We start from the raw sequence: 18,043 nt of genomic DNA on the forward strand, positions 1-18,043 counted from the left end.
GCGGATCAGTCTGCGACGCGCTTGCGGCTTAGCCCAGCAGGGTAGCCCAGCCTTCAACCACGTCACCGCCCCACTTGGCTTTCCACTCTTTCAGAGTCTTGTGGTTGCCACCTTTGGTTTCGATGACTTCGCCGTTGTGCGGGTTTTTGTATTGTTTAACTTTGCGAGCACGCTTGGTGCCGGTAGTTTTTACTGCGCCGCCACGTGGCGCCTTGGTTTTGGACTCTGGATCCAACAGCGCGATGATGTCACGCAGGGATTTGGAGTATTCGCCCATCAGGGTGCGCAGTTTGCCTTCGAATTCCAGCTCGGTTTGCAGTTTGTCGTCTTGGGACAGATTCTTCAAACGGGCTTGCAGCTCTTTGATAGCTTCTTCGGTGGCGCGATATTCGTTGATCAAGGACATGAGGATTACCTTATGTTGGGCGCTGGATGACAGGGTGACAGTGCGACAATAATAGTCAGGGTGTTTCATCAAGTAAACATTTAACCGAAGTTTTACTTAAATTAATTGCGGTGAATAGGACACACATTGGAGAGACAGTTAAATAGCGTCACGAATATTCACAGTTGACCTCTTGAAGACTGGCTACAAGAGCACCATGCACTGGCGTATGGCAGCGCCGGAATCTGTGCTGCTGATCGCGATGCAAGGCCACACGTCATCAATACTGCAGTTTTGCTGCGCAATCGTTAGAATGGCGGCCTTTGCGAAGTTCTGGAGTTTCCCCCTCATGCGCACTTTTCGGCTGGTGATTGCTTGCCCGGACCGCGTCGGCATCGTTGCTAAAGTCAGTAACTTTCTGGCGTCACATAACGGCTGGATCACTGAAGCGAGCCATCACTCGGACAATCTCAGTGGCTGGTTTTTCATGCGTCACGAAATTCGTGCCGATTCGCTGCCTTTCGGTATCGAAGCCTTTCGCGAAGCGTTTGCACCGATTGCCGAAGAGTTCTCGATGGACTGGCGCATCACCGACACCGAGCAGAAGAAACGCGTGGTGTTGATGGCCAGCCGTGAGTCCCACTGCCTGGCCGATTTGTTGCACCGCTGGCACAGCGACGAACTGGACTGCGAAATCGCCTGCGTGATTTCCAACCATGACGATTTGCGCAGCATGGTCGAGTGGCACGGTATTCCTTACTACCATGTGCCGGTCAACCCGCAGAACAAGGAGCCGGCCTTCGCCGAAGTTTCGCGCCTGGTCAAACAGCACGAGGCCGAAGTGGTGGTACTTGCCCGCTACATGCAGATTCTGCCGCCCGAGTTGTGCAGCGAATATGCCCATAAAGTCATCAACATTCACCACAGCTTCCTGCCGTCGTTTGTCGGGGCCAAGCCCTATCATCAGGCTTCGATGCGCGGTGTGAAGTTGATCGGCGCCACTTGCCACTACGTGACCGAAGAGCTGGATGCCGGTCCGATCATCGAGCAGGACGTGGTGCGCGTCAGTCACAGCGACAGCATCGAAGACATGGTGCGCTTCGGTCGCGATGTCGAGAAGATGGTGCTGGCCCGCGGTCTGCGTTATCACCTGGAAGACCGAGTGCTGGTGCACGGCAACAAAACCGTCGTGTTCTGATAGCCATACGGTTGAAATTCAAAGGGCCTGGGCGCTCAATCGCTTCAGGCCCTTCGCCGTTTCTGCACTGAGGACATGACCATGGCCGATCCACTGGACAAAGCCACGTCCAAGGCACCCGCCACATTGGGGGAGGGGTGTTTGAGTCGTTATGACCCCGAGGACCTGACCCCCGAAGACGGCACGGAGTTTCCCGGTGCCGCCGAGTTGTGGGAGCAGTTGCAGGACGATTCCGACGATGAATCCGGGGGCGCCTGAAAAGATCGCAGCCTTCGGCAGCTCCTACAAGGGCTTGGCGTACACCCTGTAGGAGCTGCCGAAGGCTGCGATCTTTCAAGCTTGCTTGAACTTCATCAACTTCTTGAGCAACGGCCGCCCGAGCATCAGTAAAAATACCGGGCCACCCACCACCAGATAGAAGTAATAGGTCACTGTCCGCCAGATCAGAATGGCCGCCGCCGCGGTGGATTTGCCCACCATGGGCGCCAACAGCGCCGCCGATGTCAGTTCCGCCGCCCCGGCACCGCCCGGCAACAGACTGAATTGCCCCGCACTCAGCGACAGCATCTGGATCAGAAAGCACCAGGCCCACTGCAAATCCACGCCCAGCCCGCGCAGCGCCAGATACAGCACGCTATACCGCAAGACCCAATGCAGGCAGGTCAGGGCAAACACGGTAATCAGCGTCTGAAAGGGCAACTTCAGTGTGTCAGTGAACGCTGCCAGGAAGTGCAGAAGCTTGCGCGCCCAGCGGTGTCGAGTCGCGGTCTTGACATTGAGGCGGGCGAGCAACCGACCGCTCAGACGAATCAATGAGCGGTGGTAACGAGCCACTACCACGCAACTGACCAGCCCGCCGAACATCGAGATGGCGCTGACGGTCAGCAGCCACTCCATGCGCTGACTGAGGTGCTGGAACAGTGCATAAATCAGAATCCCGCTCAGCGCGCAGAGAAAAAACAGCAGATCGCTCAACTGGTCCATGGCGAACACGGCGCTGCCCCTGGCCGGCCGCACGCCGTGGCGCGCCAGCAGGGCCATGATGGTCAGCGGTCCGCCACTGCCGCCGGGCGTGGCGCAGTAGGCGAACTCGGCGGACATCACCACCCCGAGGCTTTTGAGGCGGCTCACCTTGGCGCGCTGATCGCCCAGCAACAGGCGCAAGCGCAGGGTATTGAGCCCCCAGCACAGCAGGATCATGCCGAACATGATCAGCAGCCATTCCAGTGGAAAGCGTTGCAGCCGCGACCATGTATCGCCGCCGCCCAGCAACGAGGGGATAAGCACCGCAGCGAGCAGGGCGACGACCAGCACAATCCCGCGGCTCATGCGGCGCGACCGACGGTGTCGTCTTGCAGTGCCAGCCAGTTGGCCTTGGTCATCGGCACACGGCCCTCGTCGAGCAAACGCTTGAGGAGTTGCAGCCAATAATGACGCGAGAACTCATGGCGCATGTCCACCGGGTGCAGGCCGAGACGAATCACCGGTGCCTGGCGCCAACGTTGTTCGCGCTGATCGCTGACCAGCTTCGACAGGCCTCGGCGCCAGGCACTGCGAGCGCTCCAGACCAGGCTCGGGGCATCGATCGCGGTGAAATCCGGCAGACGATACAGATGCTGCAAATCGCTGGTGTAGCGCAGCGGCAACTGGCGCAGCGCCTGGCGGGTGCCTTCGCTCATCAGCCAGGCCGGGGCGACGAAACCTTCCAGTGGCCAGTGATAACGATGGAACATTTCGATTCCGGCGCGCAGGCGAGCGAGGGCGGCGTCCAGGGGCAGGTTGTAGAACTCGCCTTCATGGGTGTAGATCCGGCGCATGAACCAGTCTCGGGGAGTGCCGGGGATCGGTCCTTCATCGCAATGGAAGTAACCGTGCAATGCCAGTTCGTCGCCGCGCGCGACACGGCTGCTCAGCACCTGTCGAAACCCCGGATGCGTATCCAGATCGTTGTGTTTATGGAAGTCCGGCACCACCAGCCAGGTCATCGGCACCTCGCCCAACGCGTCGACGGCTTCGACGAAAGCCTGGTAATCGGGCCAGGTGTGCGGCGCTGTGTCGTGCAACACCAGTAACAGGCTGCGTGCGTTCATAGGCTCAACCATTGGCGGTCAGCGGCCATTGAGTGCCGAGTACGGCGTGATAGTGGCCCAACAGGCTGTCGACCACGGTGTCCCAGGCGTAATGCCGCTCGACATGGCTGCGGGCTTGTTTGCCCCGTGCGGCGCTGCCCTGGCTGAATAGCTCGCGTACGGCGTTGGCCATCGCCACTGGATTGTCCGGCGCGCAGAGCAGGCCGCATTGATCGGTGACAATTTCCTGAAAGGCCCCGGCCGCCACGGCCACCACCGGAATGCCACTGGCCATGGCTTCAAGGACCACCAGGCCAAAGGTTTCCTGATCACCGGCATGCACCAGCGCATCGGCGCTGGCCATCAAGCGTGCGATTTGCGCCGCCGGGCAGAACTCATCGAGGACAGTGACGTTGCGCGGCACCAGGGTTGGCATCGACGAGCCCACCAGCAGCAGGTGATAGCGACGACCCAGGCGTTTCATGCAATTGAGTAGCACTGGCAGGTTTTTTTCCTTGGAACCACGGCCGGCGAAGATCAGCAGGTGAGTGTTTTCATCGATGCCCAATTCAGCCCGTAAACCTGTATCCCGTTTACTGGGGTTGAACGTTTGCAGGTCGACGCCCAGCGGTTGTACGAAAACGTTCTTCACCCCCAGCCCGATCAGTTTGTCGGCCATGACCTGGCTCGGCGCCAGAACCCGGTCGAAGTTGCCATAGAGTTTGCTGACATAAGCTTCGACATTGGGGGTAACCCAGTTGCCCATGCGATTGCTGACCAGCATCGGCAGGTCGGAGTGATAAAAGCCGATCACCGGCACATCGAGTTGCCGCTTGGCGTCCAAAGCAGCCCAGGCAGTCAGGTAAGGGTCGCCGGCTTCGATCAGGTCAGGCTGCAAATCCTGCAGAACATTGCGCCACGGCGCGAGACGGAGGGGGAAACGATAACCCTTGCCAAAAGGAAGGGCGGGGGCTGGAACGGTGTAGACACCATCCTGTTCACTCAAATGGGCCCCGGGGATCAGCAAGCTATGGCGAATACCGGGTTTGATGCCCAGGCGACGGTGTTTGGCATCCAGATAAGTGCGCACGCCACCGCTGGCAGGGGCGTAGAACATGGTGATGTCAGCGATATGCACGATGAACATTCCTCCGGGGCCGTTGATCTCCTTTGGTTGACCTATATGAAGGATAGATGTTCGATTGGGGTTTTGCGGAGGGGGTGTCAGCGGGGTTTTGCGGGGCTTTACAGATCGCTATCGCGAGCCGGCTCGCTCCCACACTGGATCTGTTGTGAACACATTATTTGTGAACAACGAAGATCAAATGTGGGAGCGAGCCTGCTCGCGATTGGGGCCTGTCAAACGTTCTAGATGCGGAAACTGCCCACCAACTGCTTCAATCGCGAAGCCTGTTGCTCAAGGTCCGAGCACGCCCGCAAGGTCGATTGCAGGTTTTCCACGCCTTCCTGGTTCAGCGTGTTGATCTCGGTGATATCCACGTTGATCGACTCGACCACTGCGGTTTGTTCCTCGGTCGCCGTCGCCACCGACTGGTTCATCCCGTCGATTTCGCCGATGCGCAACGTCACGCTGTTCAGGCGCTCGCCGGCCAGGTTGGCGATTTCCACGCTGTCCTGGCTGTGACGCTGGCTGTCGCTCATGGTGCTGACGGATTCGCGGGCGCCGACTTGCAGCTCCTCGATCATGGTCTGCACCTGTTGCGCCGACTCCTGCGTGCGGTGCGCCAGGTTGCGCACCTCGTCGGCCACCACGGCAAAACCGCGCCCGGCTTCACCGGCCCGCGCAGCTTCGATGGCGGCGTTGAGCGCCAGCAGGTTGGTTTGCTGGGAGATGCTGGTGATCACTTCGAGAATCTGCCCGATGTTCACGGTTTTGCTGTTCAGCGATTCGATGTTGGTGCTCGAGGCGCTGAGCATGCTCGACAGCTGATTCATCGCGGCAATGCTGCGATCCACCACTTGCTGGCCGTCTTCGGCCAGGCTGCGGGCATCGCTGGCCTGATTCGATGCTTGGGCTGCGTTACGGGCGATTTCCTGGGCGGCGGCGCCGAGCTGGTTGATCGCTGCGGCCACGCTGCTGGTACGCGAAGCTTGCTGGTCGGAATTGAACATCGACGAGTTCGAGGCCGCCACCACCCGCAAGGCCACTTCGTTGACCTGGCCGGTGGCCGAGGACACTTCGCGGATCGATGTATGAACCCGTTCCACGAAACGGTTGAACGCCGTGCCAAGGAGGCCGAATTCGTCCTGATTCTGGATGGTCAGGCGTTTGGTCAGGTCGCCTTCACCGTCGGCGATGTCTTCCATGGCGCGGGTCATCACGTGCAGCGGCTGGATCAGCAGGCGGATCAGCATGCCCAGCAAGCCAATGATGATGGCCACGGCAATCAGGGTCGCGATGATCGCCGAGGTGCGGAATTCGCTGAGCATGGAGAAGGCTTTGTCCTTGTCCACCGACAGGCCGATGTACCAATTGACCGACGGCAAGCCTTTGATCGGGGTGAAAGAGACGATGCGGGTTTTGCCGTCGACGTCCACTTCAGTGAAGCTGCTGCTAATGCGTGGGGTATTTTTCGGGTACGCCTCGCTCAGGGACTTCATCACCATGGCTTTGTCCGGATGAACCAGGATCTTGCCGTCGGCGCTGACCAGAAAGGCATAGCCCATGCCGCCGAAATCACGCGCGATCAGGGTGTCGATCAGGGTTTGCAGGCTCAAGTCACCGCCTACCACCCCCACGCTTTTCCCCGATTTTTTCGAAGCGGTGGCAATGGAGATGATGGTTTGACCGGTCGCCGCATCTACGTAAGGTTCGGTCAGCGTCGAGCCGTTGCTGTTTTCCGCGCCTTTGTACCAAGGGCGAACTCTGGGATCGTAGCCGTCCGGCATCTTGGAGTCAGGGCGGTTGATGAAGTTGCCGCTGGCATCACCCAGGTACCTGGCCATGAAGGTCGATGCCAAAGCATTTTGTTCAAGCAGACTGACGACGTTGGATTGTTCGGGGTTGATGGCAATGTTTTGAGCGAGGTTCTCTACCAGCAGGATACGACCGGCCAGCCAACTCTGGATGTTGTTGGCGGTGACGTCTCCCATCTCGGTGAGATAGTTATCCAGATCTTCACGAATCGCATTGCGCTGCAAATAGTCGTTGTACAGCGTGAACGAGGCGAATGCGGCGATAACGATCAGGGCGGCGGCAAGCAGTATCTTATGGCTGAAGCGCAGGTTTTTGTTCATGGCTTGGGGGTCCGCTAAAGTCTTAATGTCCAGGGCGTGCTTTTATAAAGGCGCGCAAAATGGGCAGTGTTGAAAGTAAGCTGATATTTCCGTCTCTCCTTAGGGAATTACCGACGCTCTTTTCAGTCTGGTCTCTCGGTTGTTATCGGCCATGAAGGATCAAAGATTAACCATGGGTGACAAAATGCCTGACTCATCGCAACTCGTTATCGGCGCTGACCTCGCGGGCCAGCCAATCGCCCAGGCCATGCGCCTGGCGAACCGTCACGGCCTGGTGGCGGGCGCTACCGGCACCGGTAAAACCGTCACGTTGCAGCGTCTGGCCGAAGCCTTCAGCGATGCTGGCGTGGCGGTGTTCGCGGCGGACATCAAAGGCGACTTGTGCGGGCTGGGCGCCGTCGGCAACCCTCAAGGCAAGGTCGCGGAGCGGATCGCCGGCATGCCCTGGCTGAACCATAAGCCTCAGGCGTATCCGGTGACTTTGTGGGACATTCAAGGTCAGTCCGGGCATCCATTGCGCACCACCTTGAGCGAAATGGGGCCATTGCTGCTCGGCAGCCTGCTGGAGCTGACCGACAGTCAGCAGTCGGCACTCTATGCCGCCTTCAAAGTGGCCGACCGCGAAGGGCTGTTGCTGCTGGATTTGAAGGATTTGAAGGCACTGCTCAATCATTTGCGTGATAACCCCGAATTGCTGGGGGATGACGCGGCGCTGATGACCACCGGTTCCAGCCAGGCCCTGTTGCGCCGTTTGGCGACGCTGGAACAGCAGGGCGCTGAAGCGTTATTCGGCGAACCGGCGCTGCAGCTGGAAGACATGTTGCAACCGGCCGTGGATGGTCGCGGGCGCATTCACTTGCTCGATGCCAGCCGTCTTGTGCACGAAGCGCCGAAGGTCTACGCGACGTTCCTGCTGTGGTTGCTGGCCGAACTGTTCGAGCAGCTGCCAGAGCGCGGCGATGCCGAGAAACCGCTGCTGGCGCTGTTTTTCGACGAAGCGCACTTGTTGTTCGCCGGTACGCCCAAGGCGTTGCAGGATCGTCTGGAACAAGTGGTGCGGCTGATCCGTTCGAAAGGCGTGGGGGTGTATTTCGTCACCCAATCGCCGGGGGATTTGCCGGATGATGTACTGGCTCAGTTGGGCTTGCGTATTCAGCATGGTTTGCGCGCGTTCACCGCCAAAGAGCAGAAGTCCCTGCGCGCGGTGGCCGAGGGCTTCCGGCCGAACCCTGCGTTTGACGCCTTGTCGGTGTTGACCGAACTGGGGATCGGCGAGGCGCTGGTCGGCACCTTGCAGGACAAGGGCACGCCGGCGATGGTCCAGCGGGTATTGGTTGCACCGCCGCAGTCGCGGATCGGGCCGCTGACCGAGACTGAGCGCACGGTGCTGATCGCCGGTTCGCCCTTCAAGGGGCGTTACGACAAACCGATCGATCGCGAATCGGCTTATGAAGTGCTGATGGGGCGTAAAGGGCTGGCGCCGGATCCCGAAGCCGCGCCGGGCAAACCTGCACCTGAGGAGCCGAGTCTTGCCGACAAGGCCGGGGAGTTCCTCGGCACGGCGGCGGGGCAGGCGCTGAAATCGGCGATGCGACAGGCGGCGAATCAATTGGGCCGACAATTGGTGCGGGGGTTGATGGGCTCATTGCTCGGCGGCAGCAAGCGTCGCTGACAAGTGGGCAATCAAAATGTGGGAGCGAGCCTGCTCGCGATTGCGGCCTGACATTCAACACATGTGTTGACTGATACACCGCTATCGCGAGCAGGCTCGCTCCCACATTCGTTTTATGTCAGGTTTTGGGTTTAGCGTGCGCCGCCAGACGTTCGAGGGCCGCCCGCAGATTTGGGTCGGTAATCCCGTCGGCCGTCGCCTGAATGGTCGCCGCTGCGTCCGTCGACAAATCCATGGTATGTCCCACCGCCCCTTGCTGAACCGTGGGCGGCTGCACCTTGAACAGAATCCGCGTCAGGCTGGCGAATTCGTCGAACAGCTGTAACTGCCGTTGCAGACGCTTTTGCTGATAACGCAGGCGAGTGGCCCAGTGCCCATCGGTGACAATCAGCAATAAACTGCCTTCACGCCACGATGCCACATGGCAATGCTCGCGGGCAGCCGGCTGCAGCTGGCTTTCCACCAGGCGTTGTAAATGACCCAGGCGTTGAGCGTGGCCGAAGATGGCTTTCAGCGGTTTGGCTTCGCGAAGCAGAACGGCGGGTGCTCTGGCCGTGAGAGGGCGAAATGCCATGATCGAACACCTGAAGTAACAGAGCGGCCATGGTAACAGAAAGCACCCCTTGCCCCCGACCCATTGCTTTGGGAGCGCTTTACCCATTAAATCAACGAGTAACTTGTACCCTCGATGGGTTGAAGTTCAGCCAAAAGCCCTTATTTTAAGTGAGCCCCGTCATAGCGCAGTGCATGCATCGTGGAATAACGCCACTTTCCTCACCATCGTTTCCGGGTAGAATGCTCGTTCGCATGCGGCCATGAGGGCTGCTCGGGCGACTCACGGGGCCGCCCTCCATCCCTTTAGTGTGGAAGATCCTGCCGATATGTTTGCGCCTTTGTTAAAGAAACTTTTTGGAAGCAAGAACGAGCGTGAAGTCAAACGCATGCTCAAGACGGTGCAACTCGTCAATGCCTTCGAAGAGCAAATGGTGGCCCTTTCGGACGATCAATTGCGTGCCAAGACAGACGAGTTCAAGGCCCGCATCGCCAAAGGGGAAACCCTCGACAAGCTGCTGCCAGAAGCCTTTGCGGTCGCCCGCGAAGCCGGTAAGCGCGTCATGGGTATGCGCCACTTCGATGTCCAGCTGATCGGCGGCATGACCTTGCATGAAGGCATGATCGCGGAAATGCGTACCGGTGAAGGCAAGACCCTGGTGGCAACACTGGGCGTTTACCTCAATGCGCTGTCCGGCAAGGGCGTGCATGTTGTGACGGTGAACGACTACCTGGCCCGCCGTGACGCCAACTGGATGCGTCCGCTCTACGAATTCCTCGGCATGACGGTCGGCGTGGTCACGCCGTTCCAGCCGCCGGAAGAGAAACGCGCCGCTTACGCCGCCGACATCACCTACGGCACCAACAACGAATTCGGTTTCGACTACCTGCGCGACAACATGGCGTTCAGCATGGAAGAAAAATTCCAGCGCGAACTCAATTTTGCCGTGATCGACGAAGTCGACTCCATCCTCATCGACGAAGCCCGTACCCCGCTGATCATCTCCGGTCAGGCCGAGGACAGCTCCAAGCTGTACATCGAGATCAACAAACTGATCCCGCAGCTGCAATTGCACGTCGAAGAAGTCGAAGGCGAAGTCACCAAGGCCGGCCACTACACCGTCGACGAGAAGACCCGTCAGGTCGAGCTCAACGAAGCCGGTCACCAGTTCATCGAAGACATGCTCACCCGCGTAGGCCTGCTGGCTGAAGGCGAGAGCCTGTACTCGGCGCATAACCTGGGCTTGCTGACTCACGTCTATGCCGGCTTGCGTGCGCACAAACTGTTCAATCGCAACGTCGAATACATCGTGCAGGACGGCCAGGTGGTGCTGGTCGACGAACACACCGGCCGTACCATGCCGGGTCGCCGTTTGTCCGAAGGCCTGCACCAGGCCATCGAAGCCAAGGAAAACCTGAACATCCAGGCCGAGAGCCAGACCCTGGCGTCGACCACGTTCCAGAACTACTTCCGTCTGTACAACAAGCTGTCCGGCATGACCGGTACCGCGGACACCGAAGCGTTCGAATTCCATCAGATCTATGGCCTGCAGGTCATGGTGATCCCGCCGAACAAGCCGTTGGCGCGTAAAGACTACAACGACCTGGTGTTCCTGACCGCCGATGAGAAATACGCGGCGATCATCAACGACATCAAGGAATGCATGACCCAGGGCCGTCCGGTGCTGGTGGGTACCGCCACCATCGAAACGTCCGAGCACATGTCCGGCCTGCTCCAGAAGGAAGGCATCGAACACAAGGTTCTGAACGCCAAGTTCCACGAAAAAGAAGCCGAAATCATCGCTCAGGCCGGTCGCCCGGGCGCACTGACCATCGCCACCAACATGGCTGGTCGTGGTACCGACATCCTGTTGGGCGGTAACTGGGAAGTGGAAGTCGCGACCCTGGAAAACCCGACCCCTGAGCAGATTGCCCAGATCAAGGCCGACTGGCAGAAACGTCACCAGCAAGTGCTGGAGTCGGGCGGTTTGCAGGTGATCGCTTCCGAGCGTCACGAATCGCGCCGTATCGACAACCAGTTGCGTGGTCGTGCCGGTCGTCAGGGCGACGCCGGCTCCAGCCGTTTCTACCTGTCGCTGGAAGACAGCCTGATGCGCATCTTCGCCTCTGACCGGGTGAAGAACTTCATGAAGGCGCTGGGCATGCAGTCCGGTGAAGCGATCGAGCATCGCATGGTGACCAACGCCATCGAGAAGGCTCAGCGCAAGGTTGAAGGCCGCAACTTCGACATCCGTAAACAACTGCTCGAGTTCGACGACGTCAACAACGAACAACGTAAAGTGATCTATCACATGCGTAACAGTTTGTTGGCCGCCGACAACATCGGTGAAACCATCGCCGATTTCCGTCAGGACGTGCTCAACGCAACCGTCAGTGCACACATTCCACCGCAATCGCTGCCTGAGCAGTGGGACGTGGCCGGTCTGGAAGCGGCGTTGCAGAGCGACTTCGGTGTGGCGCTGCCGATCCAGCAATGGCTCGACGAAGACGACCACCTGTACGAAGAGACCCTGCGCGAGAAGCTGCTCAACGAACTGATCGCGGCGTACAACGAGAAAGAAGACCAGGCCGGTGCCGAAGCACTGCGCTCCTTCGAGAAGCAAATCGTGCTGCGCGTGCTCGACGACCTGTGGAAAGACCACCTGTCGACCATGGATCACCTGCGCCACGGCATCCACTTGCGTGGTTATGCGCAGAAGAACCCGAAGCAGGAATACAAGCGCGAGTCCTTCACCTTGTTCTCCGAGCTGCTGGATTCGATCAAGCGCGACTCGATCCGTGTGCTGTCGCACGTTCAGGTTCGCCGCGAAGATCCGATCGAAGAAGAGGCACGTCTGCGTCAGGAAGCCGAGGCGCTGGCTGCGCGCATGCAGTTCCAGCACGACGAAGCGCCTGGCCTTGAGCAGCCGGAAGTGTTGGGTGAAGAGGTCGATGTCGCCCTCGCCACCGCACCGGTACGCAACGAGCAGAAACTGGGCCGCAACGAGCTGTGCTACTGCGGTTCGGGCAAGAAGTTCAAGCATTGCCACGGGCAGATCCAGTAAAACCCGTTTCAAACGCTGAAATACCCGCGCCGCGACCGGCTTATGCCGTCGCGGCGTTTTGCCATTTAAACCACCGTCTATCGCAATGACGATGCAGACAACATTTTTTAAGGAGCGCATTCATGGCTGTTGGTCTTGGTCCTTTGCCAACGTTGCACCCGGTTGCCGGTTTTGAACTCGGTATCGCCTCGGCCGGTATCAAGCGCCCGGGGCGCAAGGATGTCGTGGTCATGCGCTGTGCCGAAGGTTCCACGGTGGCGGGCGTGTTCACCCTGAACGCTTTTTGCGCAGCTCCGGTGATCCTGGCCAAGCAACGCGTGCAAGGCCCGGTGCGTTACCTGCTGACCAACACCGGCAATGCCAACGCCGGCACCGGCGAACCAGGCCTGGCGGCCGCCGAGCGCACCTGCGCCAAACTGGCTGAATTGACCGGCGTCGATGCCAGCCTGGTGCTGCCGTACTCCACCGGTGTGATCGGCGAGCCGCTGCCGGTCGAGAAAATCGAAGGTGCGTTGCAGGCCGCTCTCGATGACCTGTCGGAGAACAACTGGGAAGCGGCCGCTACCGGCATCATGACCACCGACACCCTGCCCAAGGGCGCCAGCCGTCAGTTCCAGCATGACGGCGTGACCATCACCGTCACCGGCATCAGCAAAGGCGCGGGGATGATCCGCCCGAACATGGCAACCATGCTCGGCTATATCGCCACCGACGCCAAAGTCTCCCGCGAGGTGCTGCAAAACCTGCTGCTGGATGGCGCCAACAAGTCGTTCAACCGCATCACCATCGACGGCGACACCTCGACCAACGACTGCTGCATGCTGATCGCCACCGGTCAGGCTGCACTGCCGGAAATCACTTCCGCGAGTGGTGAACTGTTCGCCAAACTGAAGCAGGCCGTGTTCGAAGTGTGCATGGACGTGGCCCAGGCCATCGTGCGCGACGGCGAAGGCGCGACCAAGTTCGTTACCGTGGAAGTCAACGGTGGCGGCAATCACCAGGAATGCCTGGACGTTGGTTACACCGTGGCCCACTCGCCGCTGATCAAGACCGCGTTGTTCGCCTCCGACCCGAACTGGGGTCGCATCCTGGCTGCCGTGGGCCGTGCGGGCGTGCCGAACCTGGACGTGAGCAAGATCGACGTGTTCCTTGGCGAGGTGTGCATCGCCAGCCGTGGCGCTCGCTCTGCCACCTACACCGAAGCCCAGGGCGCGGCGGTCATGCAGCAGGAAGAGATCACCATCCGTATCGAACTGGGTCGCGGGGATTGCAGCGAAACCATCTGGACCACCGACCTGTCCCACGAATACGTGAAGATCAACGCTGAGTACCGTACGTAAGACTGCGTCGACCCTATCGCGGGCAAGCCCGCTCCCACAGGGTTCAGTGTCAGCCGTCAATCGTGCGGCTGACTCGGTCAATGTGGGAGCGGGCTTGCCCGCGATGACGGACCACCAGACGCTAAAGATTCTGGCTTGTACTCTTATCAAAAGGTCCCGAACATGAGCCTCCACCTGATCATCGGCGACAAACTGCATTCGTCCTGGTCCCTGCGCGCTGCTCTGGCCCTCGACCTGACCGGCGCGTCCTACACCGAAGAACTGATCAAGCTGAATCAGCCAGACACTCGCGAGCGCGTGCTCAAGCATTCGCCGACCGGTAAAGTCCCGCTGCTGAAATCCGAACACGGCACCATCGCCGATTCGCTGGCGATTGCCGAGTACCTGGCCGAGCAGTTCCCCGACGCCGGCCTCTGGCCCGAAGACGCCGCCGCCCGTGCCCAAGCGCGTTCGGCGTGCGCGCAGATGCACAGCGGTTTCTTTGCCATGCGCGGCAACATGCCGTTCGACCTGAGCCACAATGCGCCGCTGTCGCCGACCCCGCCTGAGGTTCAGACCGACATCGAACGCATGCTGGCGTTGTGGGCTGAATGTCGGGCTGCCTCGACTGAAAGCGGCCCATTCCTGTTTGGCGGCGCGACCCTGGCCGATGCGTTTTTCGCACCGGTCGCCGTGCGCCTGCGTACCTATCAGGTGAAGCTGCCCGAGGTCGACGCAGCCTATGTCGAAACCCTCTACCAATGGCCAGCTTTCAAGGCCTGGCAGAAGGCGGGTCTGGAGGAGATACAGCGGTGAAACGAGTACATGTAGCAGCCGCGGTTATCCGCGATAGCAGAGGCAAGATCCTCATCGCCCGCCGTGCCGACACTCAGCATCAGGGCGGCTTGTGGGAGTTCCCCGGTGGAAAGGTCGAGGATCACGAATCCGTCGAAAGCGCCCTGGCCCGCGAGCTTCACGAAGAGTTGGGCATTGTGGTCCGTACGGCGCGCCCACTGATCAAAGTCCGCCACGATTACCCGGACAAGCAGGTGTTGCTGGATGTCTGGGAAGTTTCGGCGTTTACCGGTGAACCCCATGGCGCCGAAGGTCAGCCTTTGGCCTGGGTGACCGAGCGGGAGCTGGTGGATTACGAGTTCCCGGCCGCCAATCAGCCGATCGTCGCCGCTGCACGCTTGCCCGGCGAATACCTGATCACCCCGGATGGCCTGGAAACCCCGGCCTTGTTGCGCGGTATCCAGAAAGCCATCGCTGGTGGCATCAAGCTGATTCAGTTGCGTGCGCCCAACGGCTACGACCCGCAATACCGCGATCTGGCGGTGGACGCGGCGGGGCTGTGTGCCGGCAAGGCACAGTTGATGATCAAGGGGCCGTTTGAATGGCTGGGGGACTTCCCGTCCGCCGGTTGGCACATTACTGCGGCGCAGCTGCGCAAATACGCGGCGGCCGGGCGACCGCTACCGGCGTCGCGCTGGTTGGCGGCGTCTTGTCACAACGCTGAAGAACTGGCACTGGCCGAGCAGATGGGCGTGGACTTTGTGACCCTGTCGCCGGTGCAACCGACCCAGACTCACCCGGATGCGCTGCCATTGGGTTGGGAGCAGGCTTCGACTTTGATCGAGGGCTTCAGCAAACCGGTGTTTTTGCTTGGCGGGGTTGGCCCGGCGGAGCGGCAGCAAGCCTGGGAAGCGGGGGCGCAGGGTGTGGCGGGGATTCGGGCGTTTTGGCCTGAGGCTTGATTTTGCGCCCATCGCGGGCAAGCCCGCTCCCACAGTGGTTCGTAGTGGACACAGATTTGTGTACGACGCTGATCCCTGTGGGAGCGGGCTTGCCCGCGATGGCGTCTTCGGACGCGCCGACTAAACTTGGGGTTTCGCCGCCGCCTGCCAAAGAATCTCGGCAATCCCCTGACGCTTGGCAATCAACCGCGCCGCCACAAACAACAAATCCGACAACCGATTGATATACGCCAGGCCAACCCCGGCCAGCGGCTCGATCGCATTCAACTGCTGACAGCGCCGCTCGGCACTGCGCGCCAGACTGCGGCATACGTGGGCCTGGGCAATCAGTGCCGAACCGCCGGGCAGGATGAAATTCTCCAGGGGGCCCAACTCTTCATTCCACACATCGATCGCCGTTTCCAGTCGTTCGATTTCTGCCGTATTCAGTGCCTGATACACCGGCATCGCCAGTTCGCCACCGAGGTCGAACAACCGATGCTGGCAGGGCGCCAAAACCTCAATCACCTCGTTCAATCCAGGATACGTGCCGCTTTCCGCTGCCAACCCGGCCAACAGCACACCCACCTGGCTGTTCAGCGTATCGACTTCGCCAATGGCCTCGATTCGCGGATGGTCCTTGGGCACCCGGCGGCCATCGCCGAGCCCTGTTTCGCCTTTGTCGCCAGTGCGGGTGTAAATCTTCGACAAGCGAAAGCCCATGGTTACCTCGACAGCTGATTGAGTTCTTGAGAGACCACCGGAGCGCCCGACAACGGCAGGCGCAAGGTGAAGCAAGTGCCTTGGCCCAGTGTCGATTGCACTTCCATCTGGCCCTTGTGGTTGTTGGTGATGATGAAATACGAAACCGAGAGCCCAAGGCCGGTGCCCTGACCGATTTCCTTGGTGGTGAAGAACGGCTCGAACGTGCGTTTGCGCACGTTCTCGCTCATGCCGATGCCGTTGTCCTCGACCTGAATTTCCGCCCACGGCGGATTCAGCTTTGTACGCAGAATGATCCGCCCCGGTTCGCGGTCGTCTGCACGCTGGTGAATGGCTTGCGCGGCGTTTTTCAGCAGGTTGAGCAGCACCTGTTCCAGTTCGTTGGCGGTGCCGGGCACCGGGCCCAGCGCCGGATCGAACTGCCGAATGATCGCCTGGCCCTTGAAGTCGAAGCCGATGGCCAGGTCGAAGTCGTTACCGGCGATTTCCACCGCTTGATCGATCAGCGCCGGTAAATCGCACGGGGCCATTTGCCGGTTACTGCGGCGGCTGAAGCTGAGCATGTGCGTCACGATCTTCGCTGCCCGGGCGCCCGCCTGCTGAATGCCGTCAAGCAGCTGCGGCACTTCACGTGCTTGCAGGTACTTATTGACCGTTTCCAGTTCGATGCCGAGGTGCTCGGCCTGTTCGAGGTTTTTCGGCAGATCGGCTGACAGGCGCCGGCGAATGTTCTGCACGTTATGCAGGATTGCGCCCAGCGGATTGTTGATCTCGTGGGCCATGCCGGCGGCGAGGCCACCGACCGAGAGCATTTTTTCCGACTGCACCATCATTTCTTCCAGGGACAGACGCTGGGTGATGTCGTCGATCCGGATCACCACGCCGCGCCCGGCACCCCCCATCAATGGATAGAACGTCAGGGCGTAATGCTTGGGTTCATCATCCTTGAGCCAGGTGACGCGTTCGATCTTGGCCACTGTGTGCTGCTCGACGGTTTGCTTGAGCTGCGGCAGGAACGGTTTGAGCGGTTCGAAGGCGAGGAAGATCGGCTGGTTCAAGGCTTCGTCCAGGCGCGTGCCGGACAGGGCGCTGGCCTCCTGATTCCATTGGGTCACGTAGAGCTGCTCGTCCAGGGCGATCAGTGCCGAGGGCATGGAGTCGATGATGCTGTTGAGGTAGTTCTGGAAACCGGTGAGTTTTTTCTCGATCTTGCTGCGTACCTGAACTTCCAGTTCCAGCTTGCGGTTGGTGTGGCGGGTTTCTTCGGCCAAACCCTGGGCCTGGTCGTAGGCCGCCTGGGAATCGTCACGGGCGCGCTTGAGCTGCTGTTCCCGGGCCTCGATGCGCGAGAGCATGGTATTGAACGCTTCGGCGAGGCTGCCGATTTCGTCGTGGTTGCCGCGAGAGGCGCGCAGGGCGTAGTTCTCTTCCCGGGTCACTTGCCGGGACAACTCTTCGAGCTGATGGATGGGGCGGGTAATCAGGCGTTTGATCTGCCGGGCGATCACCAGCCACAACAGCACGCTGAAGATCAGAATCCCCAGGCTGGCGGTCAGGGTCCCGGTGTAGAACGCCATCGGCAATTCGCTGCTGGCCACCAGCAGCAGGTGGCCGGGCTCGGTGCCGGGGCGGGGCAGGGTGATTACTTGATTGCTGCGAAACTCCGTGGCTTGCCAGGCGTCGAGGTGCCGGAAGTGCTCCGGCAGGCTCAGCTTGTCTCCCTGCTGCAACTGCGCCAGACGCACACCTTTGCCGTCATAGAGTGCTGCCGCACGCAACGGTGTATAGCTGTTGAGTTCGTTGAGCAGGCGTTCGGCGTTTTGCGGCGACTTCAGGGCGTCAGACACCAGGCTCGGGTTGGACACCAGTCGGCCGATGGTCTGCAAGGCCTGGGGCGCCATGCTTTCCTGGGAGATGTAATAGGCGGCGCTGATAAAGGTCAGGTTGGCGACCAGCAAAACGGTGGTCAACAGCACCAGCAGGGCGGCCAGCAGCTTCTGGCCGACTGGAAGGTTTTCAAGGCGCTGGCGCAATGGCATCAGGTTCATCGCTAAAAAGGAACAAGT

The 18,043-nt window shown here is 60.1% G+C and carries 15 protein-coding genes and 1 pseudogene; 7 read left to right on the forward strand and 9 right to left on the reverse strand.

What is annotated here, in order from left to right; genetic code table 11:
- Positions 1-28: 28 nt before the first annotated feature.
- A complete protein-coding gene (gene mvaT / locus AACY49_RS05650) occupies positions 29-406 on the reverse strand; it encodes a histone-like nucleoid-structuring protein MvaT (protein WP_007933316.1) in 378 nt (125 codons plus the stop codon).
- A gap of 328 nt (positions 407-734) precedes the next feature.
- Between mvaT and purU the strand changes: the two genes are divergently transcribed.
- Together purU and AACY49_RS05660 are read left to right on the forward strand one after the other, a co-directional pair.
- On the forward strand, positions 735-1,583 hold the full coding sequence (gene purU, locus AACY49_RS05655; RefSeq protein ID WP_007903852.1) for a formyltetrahydrofolate deformylase: 849 nt from the start codon (positions 735-737) through the stop codon (positions 1,581-1,583).
- Between the two features lie 81 nt (positions 1,584-1,664).
- A complete protein-coding gene (locus tag AACY49_RS05660) occupies positions 1,665-1,841 on the forward strand; it encodes a hypothetical protein (RefSeq protein WP_258699387.1) in 177 nt (58 codons plus the stop codon).
- A gap of 75 nt (positions 1,842-1,916) precedes the next feature.
- Here AACY49_RS05660 and AACY49_RS05665 read toward each other — a convergent pair whose 3' ends face one another.
- The 5 genes and pseudogenes from AACY49_RS05665 to AACY49_RS31760 all read right to left on the reverse strand — a co-directional run.
- Positions 1,917-2,912, reverse strand: coding sequence for a lysylphosphatidylglycerol synthase transmembrane domain-containing protein (locus AACY49_RS05665; RefSeq protein WP_339522239.1), 996 nt, complete (start codon positions 2,910-2,912; stop codon positions 1,917-1,919).
- Positions 2,909-3,685 (reverse strand): polysaccharide deacetylase family protein, encoded by a 777-nt coding sequence (locus AACY49_RS05670; protein ID WP_339522241.1) that lies wholly within the window; start codon positions 3,683-3,685, stop codon positions 2,909-2,911. The genes AACY49_RS05665 and AACY49_RS05670 overlap by 4 nt, the downstream gene beginning before the upstream one ends.
- Positions 3,678-4,799, reverse strand: a complete 1,122-nt coding sequence (locus tag AACY49_RS05675; RefSeq protein WP_258699390.1) for a glycosyltransferase family 4 protein — start codon at positions 4,797-4,799, stop codon at positions 3,678-3,680. The genes AACY49_RS05670 and AACY49_RS05675 overlap by 8 nt, the downstream gene beginning before the upstream one ends.
- Before the next feature lie 221 nt (positions 4,800-5,020).
- Positions 5,021-5,785: a methyl-accepting chemotaxis protein gene (locus AACY49_RS31755; protein ID WP_425439644.1), complete on the reverse strand. Its 765-nt coding sequence runs from the start codon at positions 5,783-5,785 to the stop codon at positions 5,021-5,023.
- Between the two features lie 93 nt (positions 5,786-5,878).
- Positions 5,879-6,910 (reverse strand): annotated as a pseudogene (locus AACY49_RS31760) (HAMP domain-containing protein); the annotation flags it as partial.
- A 184-nt stretch (positions 6,911-7,094) separates the two neighbouring features.
- Here AACY49_RS31760 and AACY49_RS05685 point away from each other — a divergent pair.
- Positions 7,095-8,582 (forward strand): helicase HerA-like domain-containing protein, encoded by a 1,488-nt coding sequence (locus AACY49_RS05685; RefSeq protein WP_339522247.1) that lies wholly within the window; start codon positions 7,095-7,097, stop codon positions 8,580-8,582.
- Positions 8,583-8,700: 118 nt separating this feature from the next.
- Here the strand turns inward: AACY49_RS05685 and AACY49_RS05690 are convergent, their stop codons facing one another.
- Complete coding sequence (locus AACY49_RS05690) at positions 8,701-9,156, reverse strand: DUF721 domain-containing protein (RefSeq protein ID WP_237884853.1); 456 nt, start codon at positions 9,154-9,156, stop codon at positions 8,701-8,703.
- 307 nt (positions 9,157-9,463) lie between these two features.
- Here AACY49_RS05690 and secA point away from each other — a divergent pair, with 307 nt between their 5' ends.
- From secA to AACY49_RS05710, 4 genes are all read left to right on the forward strand, one after another.
- On the forward strand, positions 9,464-12,199 hold the full coding sequence (gene secA / locus AACY49_RS05695) for a preprotein translocase subunit SecA (RefSeq protein WP_258699393.1): 2,736 nt from the start codon (positions 9,464-9,466) through the stop codon (positions 12,197-12,199).
- Positions 12,200-12,321: 122 nt separating this feature from the next.
- Positions 12,322-13,539, forward strand: coding sequence for a bifunctional glutamate N-acetyltransferase/amino-acid acetyltransferase ArgJ (gene argJ, locus AACY49_RS05700; RefSeq protein ID WP_258699394.1), 1,218 nt, complete (start codon positions 12,322-12,324; stop codon positions 13,537-13,539).
- Between the two features lie 162 nt (positions 13,540-13,701).
- Positions 13,702-14,334: a glutathione S-transferase family protein gene (locus AACY49_RS05705; RefSeq protein WP_339522255.1), complete on the forward strand. Its 633-nt coding sequence runs from the start codon at positions 13,702-13,704 to the stop codon at positions 14,332-14,334.
- Positions 14,331-15,275, forward strand: coding sequence for a Nudix family hydrolase (locus AACY49_RS05710; RefSeq protein WP_339522257.1), 945 nt, complete (start codon positions 14,331-14,333; stop codon positions 15,273-15,275). Before AACY49_RS05705 ends, AACY49_RS05710 begins: the two co-directional genes overlap by 4 nt.
- Before the next feature lie 120 nt (positions 15,276-15,395).
- Here the strand turns inward: AACY49_RS05710 and AACY49_RS05715 are convergent, their stop codons facing one another.
- Both AACY49_RS05715 and AACY49_RS05720 read right to left on the reverse strand, forming a co-directional pair.
- Positions 15,396-15,977 (reverse strand): cob(I)yrinic acid a,c-diamide adenosyltransferase, encoded by a 582-nt coding sequence (locus AACY49_RS05715; protein ID WP_339522259.1) that lies wholly within the window; start codon positions 15,975-15,977, stop codon positions 15,396-15,398.
- Between the two features lie 2 nt (positions 15,978-15,979).
- Entirely contained in the window at positions 15,980-18,016 is a 2,037-nt protein-coding gene (locus AACY49_RS05720; RefSeq protein ID WP_258699398.1) for a sensor histidine kinase, read from the reverse strand.
- Positions 18,017-18,043 lie beyond the last annotated feature (27 nt).

This window comes from Pseudomonas sp. EL_65y_Pfl2_R96 (assembly GCF_963970905.1).
In the GTDB taxonomy this organism is placed as follows: Bacteria; Pseudomonadota; Gammaproteobacteria; order Pseudomonadales; family Pseudomonadaceae; genus Aquipseudomonas.